The 5,231-nt window shown below is 63.8% G+C and carries 4 protein-coding genes and 1 pseudogene; 2 read left to right on the forward strand and 3 right to left on the reverse strand.

The annotated features are described in order from the left end of the window. The 3 genes and pseudogenes from AC1DS3_RS34860 to AC1DS3_RS34870 form a co-directional block, all read right to left on the reverse strand. The coding region (locus AC1DS3_RS34860; protein WP_477128976.1) for a [protein-PII] uridylyltransferase at nucleotides 1-1,986 on the reverse strand (1,986 nt) is incomplete at its 3' end. 67 nt (nucleotides 1,987-2,053) lie between these two features. Continuing rightward, nucleotides 2,054-2,875 (reverse strand): annotated as a pseudogene (map, locus tag AC1DS3_RS34865) (type I methionyl aminopeptidase); the annotation flags it as partial. A 164-nt stretch (nucleotides 2,876-3,039) separates the two neighbouring features. Continuing rightward, entirely contained in the window at nucleotides 3,040-3,207 is a 168-nt protein-coding gene (locus tag AC1DS3_RS34870) for a hypothetical protein (protein WP_477109655.1), read from the reverse strand. 64 nt (nucleotides 3,208-3,271) lie between these two features. On the opposite strand from AC1DS3_RS34870, the gene rpsB reads away from it, so the two are divergent. After that, on the forward strand, nucleotides 3,272-4,015 hold the full coding sequence (gene rpsB / locus AC1DS3_RS34875) for a 30S ribosomal protein S2 (protein WP_043346950.1): 744 nt from the start codon (nucleotides 3,272-3,274) through the stop codon (nucleotides 4,013-4,015). A 265-nt stretch (nucleotides 4,016-4,280) separates the two neighbouring features. Continuing rightward, the gene (gene tsf, locus AC1DS3_RS34880) at nucleotides 4,281-5,159 is read left to right on the forward strand and encodes a translation elongation factor Ts (RefSeq protein ID WP_006163113.1); all 879 of its coding nucleotides are present in this window, start codon (nucleotides 4,281-4,283) and stop codon (nucleotides 5,157-5,159) included. The last annotated feature ends 72 nt before the right edge of the window (nucleotides 5,160-5,231 follow it).

The following is a 5,231-nucleotide window of genomic DNA, read 5'->3' on the forward strand; positions in this document are numbered from 1 at the left end:
GTCCACCTTGTTGTACAGGTGCCGCGTGAGCCAGGCGATGTCGCGTGCGTCGTGGCGCAGGAAGAAGGCCACGTCGAGCTGGGCCCACAATGGCTTGCCCAGTTCCGGGTCGAACGCCTTGAGCCGCAGTTGCGCGATGGTGTCGTCCTTGCGCTGCGCCCACAGCGAGTGCGGGTCCACGCGCGCGCCGCCCAGCACGCGCAGCGTGATGCGGTAGAGGTCTTCCAGCAGCTTGCCCTTCCACGCGTTCCACACCTTGGGGCTGGTGCCGCGGATATCGGCCACGGTCAGCAGGTAGAGCGCGGTCAGGTAGCGTTCGGTGCCGACCACGCGGGCGAAGGCATGGATCACGTCCGCATCGGTCAGGTCTTGCTTTTGCGCGACATGGCTCATGGTCAGGTGATGCTCGACCAGCCAGGCGATCAGGTCGGTATCTTCGCGCTCGATGCCGTGCTGCTTGCAAAAGCGCCGCGCATCCGCCGTGCCGAGCTTGGAGTGATCGCCGCCGCGGCCCTTGGCGATGTCGTGGAACAGCGCCGCCACCCACAGCACCCAGGGGCGGTCGAAGGTGGCCATCAGCTGGCTGCAGAAGGGGAATTCGTGCGTGTGCTCGACGATGGCGAAGCGGCGCATGTTGCGCACCACCATCAGGATGTGCTGGTCCACCGTGTAGACGTGGAACAGGTCGTGCTGCATCTGCCCGACGATGCGGCGGAAGTTGATCAGGTAGCGGCCCAGCACGCTGGTCTGGTTCATCAGGCGCAGCGCGTGGGTGATGCCCTGCGGCTCTTGCACGATGGCGAGGAACAGGCGGCGGTTCACCGGATCGTTGCGCCAGCTCGCGTCCATCACCGTGCGGGCGTTGTACAGGCCGCGCAGCGTGCGTGGCGACAAGCCCTTGACGCCCGGCGTGCGCTCGTACACCAGGAAGGTTTCCAGGATGGCGTGGGGCTCGCGCTCGTAGAGATCGTCGCTGGTGATCTCGAGCATACCCTGGCGTTCCACGAAGCGCTCGTTGATGACGCGCGTCACCTTGGATTCGCTCGGGAACAGCATGGCCTCGATATTGAGCAGCAGCACGATATTGAGCTGCGTGACCGCCTTGGCTGCCCAGTAGTAGCGGCGCATCAGCTGCTCGCTGGCGCGCTTGTTATTGTTCTGGCGGTAGCCGAAGGCCTCGGCCAGCGCGGTCTGCAGGTCGAACACCAGCACGTCCTGGCGGCGCCCGGCCACCAGGTGCAGGCGCGCGCGGATGGTCTTGAGCAGGCGCTCGTTGCGGGCGAGTTCCTGCGCTTCGCGCTCGCTCAGCAGCCCGCGCTCGAACAGTTCCTTCCAGCTGTCGCCCAGCCCGGCGGCCTTGGTCATCCACAGGATCAACTGCAGGTCGCGCAGGCCGCCGGGGCTTTCCTTGCTGTTGGGTTCGAGCGAGTAGGGCGTGTCCTGGTACTTGGCGTGGCGCTGGCGCATTTCCAGCAGCTTGGCCTGGAAGAAGGCGCGCGGGTCCAGGTCGGCCTGGTAGCGCGTCTGCAGCTCGGCAAACAGCTTGCGGTTGCCGGTAAGCAGGCGCGCTTCCAGCAAGGACGTCTGGATGGTCACGTCCTGGTGCGATTCGCGGATGCAATCGTCCACGGTGCGCACGGCGGAGCCGATCTCAAGGCCCAGGTCCCAGCACAGGCCAATGAACTTCTCCAGCCTGGAGGTGGTGTCCTCGTCGGGTTCCGCGGGCAGCAGCAGCAGCACATCCACGTCGGAAAACGGGAACAGCTCGCCGCGCCCATAGCCGCCCACCGCCACCAGCGCGCTGTCGTCCGGCAGGCCCAGGCCGCACCAGGCTTCGACCAGCGCGGCATCGACCGCGCGCCGCAGGCGCGTCAGCAGGTGCCCGACATGGCCGTGCGCGTTGAAGTCCGCGAACACGGCTTGCTTGTCGGCTTTCAGCTGATCGCGAACACGGGTGGCGAGGATGATTTCCGGCGTGGCGTCCATGGCTAGGGCTTGGGGCATCGAAGGGACGGCTGAAACAAGAAGGGCGCCAACTTTGGCGCCCGTAGCGTCAGGCTGCAACAGAATCAGTGATGAACGACGGCGGCGCCTGCGTGCCCGCGGAGACGGTAAGCACGTCGTAGCCGGTCTCGGTCACCAGGATGGTGTGCTCCCACTGCGCGGACAGGCTGCGGTCACGCGTCTTGACGGTCCAGTGGTCGGGCATGGTGCGGATATCGCGCTTGCCGGCGTTGACCATCGGCTCGATCGTGAAGATCATGCCGGCCTGGATTTCCATGCCGGTGCCGGGGCGGCCGTAGTGCAGGATCTGCGGGTCCTCGTGGAAGTTCTTGCCGATGCCATGGCCGCAGTACTCGCGCACCACGGTGTAGCCCGCCGCTTCCGCATGGACCTGGATCACATGGCCGATATCGCCGAGGCGGGCGCCGGGGCGCACCTGGGCAATGCCCTTCCACATGCATTCGAAGGTGATCTGCGCCAGGCGCTTGGCCAGGATCGAGCCCTCACCGGCAATGAACATGCGGCTGGTGTCGCCGTAGTAGCCTTCCTTGGTGATCACGGTGATGTCGAGGTTCACCGCGTCGCCGGACTTCAGCACGCGTTCGCCCGGGATGCCATGGCAAATCACGTCGTTGACCGACGTGCAGATGGCGCCGGGGAAGGGGGGGTAGCCGGGCGGCGCATAATTCAGGGGCGCGGGTACCGTGCCCTGCACATCGCGCATATAGGCGTGGCACAGCCGGTCGAGTTCGCCGGTGGTGACCCCCGGCTTGACGAAGGGCGTGATGTAGTCGAGGACCTCGGAGGCCAGCCGGCAGGCCACCCGCATTTGGGCGATATCGTCGGCGTTCTTGATATGGATGCTCATGCTGCTCGCAAAAGTGGCGGCGAAGCCACGGGCTGCGCCTCAAATTGAATCTGAAAGTGGGATTATCGCACCATCGGGCACCAACCGCAGCCGAAAACGGGCTTCGCCGGCGACGGGCGCCTGCTTTTCATGGCGAGTGGCCCCTTGAGCGAAGTCCTGTTTTGTTGCTACAATCGCTGGCTAGCCTTCTTGTGGCTACCTGGCAGGTCGATGTGACTTGCCAGCAGCGGCTCGCGGGCCGGGGCAGTCACTACTGTGCTGCGGTATTTGGCAGGCGCCTTGCGCTTATTAAATACAAAGTTTTTGAAATTGCTTGAAATTGCGAGTCCGTCCATCCGGGGTGTTCCTTTTCAGGAATGTCGGGGCGGACTTCAGACCTAACCCTTTTGGAGATTTTTCATGTCCGTTACCATGCGCGAAATGCTGGAGGCCGGTTGCCACTTCGGCCACCAAACCCGCTTCTGGAACCCCAAGATGGCTCCGTACATCTTCGGCCATCGCAACAAGATCCATATTATCAACCTCGAAAAGACGTTGCCGATGTTCCAGGACGCGCTGAAGTACGTGCGTCAACTGGCAGCAAACCGCGGCACCGTGCTGTTCGTGGGCACCAAGCGTCAATCGCGCGAAATCCTGGCTGAAGAAGCAGGCCGCGCTGGCATGCCTTACGTCGATGCCCGCTGGCTCGGCGGCATGATGACCAACTTCAAGACCGTCAAGATCTCGATCAAGCGCCTGAAGGACATGGAAGCCGCCAAGGAAGCTGGCGCGCTGGAAACCATGAGCAAGAAGGAAGCGCTGATGTTCGAGCGCGAAATGGACAAGCTGCAAAAGTCCATCGGCGGCATCAAGGACATGGGCGGCGTGCCTGACGCCATCTTCGTGGTCGACGTCGGCTACCACAAGATTGCCGTCACCGAAGCCAAGAAGCTGGGCGTGCCCGTCATCGGTGTGGTCGATACCAACCACTCGCCGGAAGGTATCGACTACGTGATCCCGGGCAACGACGACTCGAGCAAGGCAGTTGCCCTGTATGTGCGCGGCGTGGCCGACGCGATCCTGGAAGGCCGTGCAAACGCCGTGCAGGACGTGGTTGAAGCCGCACGCGGCGGCGACGATTTCGTCGAAGTCGAAGAAGCCTAAAGGCTTGCTGCCGAGAGGACCCCGTACCGCGCGCATCGCAAGCTGACACATCATCGCTAGCCAACCGGCCCCTGGGCCGGGGTGCTGCGCGCAGCCGGGGGCTTTCCGGCAACCGAGGGGGCGAATCTTACGCCCCCTTTTTTCGAATTGTTGTCATCCGCCCCTGGCATGATCTGGCGCGGGTGAAGTTGAACTTACCTCCGGTCCCGGATCGCGCCACATCGACGGCGGGGTAGGGCGGGGCGAACCATTCAAGGAGTGACAAATGGCGGCAATTACCGCAAGCATGGTGGCAGAACTGCGCGCGAAGACCGACGCGCCGATGATGGAATGCAAGAAGGCCCTGACCGAGGCCGAAGGCAACCTGGAAAAGGCTGAAGAGCTGCTGCGCGTCAAGCTGGGCAACAAGGCCAGCAAGGCCGCTTCGCGCGTGACCGCCGAAGGCGTGGTCGTGTCCTTCATCGAAGGTACCACCGGCGCGCTGGTGGAACTGAACTGCGAAACCGACTTCGTGTCGAAGAACGATGACTTCATGGCGTTCTCGAACAAGGTCGCCGAACTGGTCGCCAAGCAGAACCCGGCCGACGTGGCTGCGCTGTCGGCGCTGGAAATCGACGGCGTGACCGTGGAAGCCACCCGTACCGCCCTGATCGGCAAGATCGGCGAAAACCTGGCGATCCGCCGCTTTGCCCGCTACGCCAATGGCGGCAAGCTGGCCGCTTACCTGCACGGCACCCGCATCGGCGTGATGGTCGAGTTCGACGGCGACGAAACCGCCGCCAAGGACGTGGCCATGCACGTTGCCGCGATGAAGCCGGTGTCGCTGTCGTCCGCCGACGTGCCCGCCGACCTGATCGCCAAGGAACGCAGCATCGCCGAGCAAAAGGCTGCCGAATCGGGCAAGCCGGCCGAAATCGTCGCCAAGATGGTCGACGGCTCGGTGCAGAAGTACCTGAAGGAAGTGTCGCTGTTCAACCAGACCTTCGTGAAGAACGACAAGCAGACCGTCGAGCAGATGCTCAAGGCCGCTAACACCACGGTCAAGGGTTTCACCCTGTAYGTGGTCGGTGAAGGCATCGAGAAGAAGCAGGACGACTTCGCCGCTGAAGTGGCCGCCCAGGTGGCAGCTGCCCAAAAGGCCTGAAGTCCTGGCGGCCAGGGTGCCCGGTAGGGTGCCCTACCGGTCGCCGTATAATGCCGAGGGGCACCGCAAGGT

The sequence above is a fragment of the Cupriavidus sp. 01L46 genome (genome assembly GCF_056399905.1).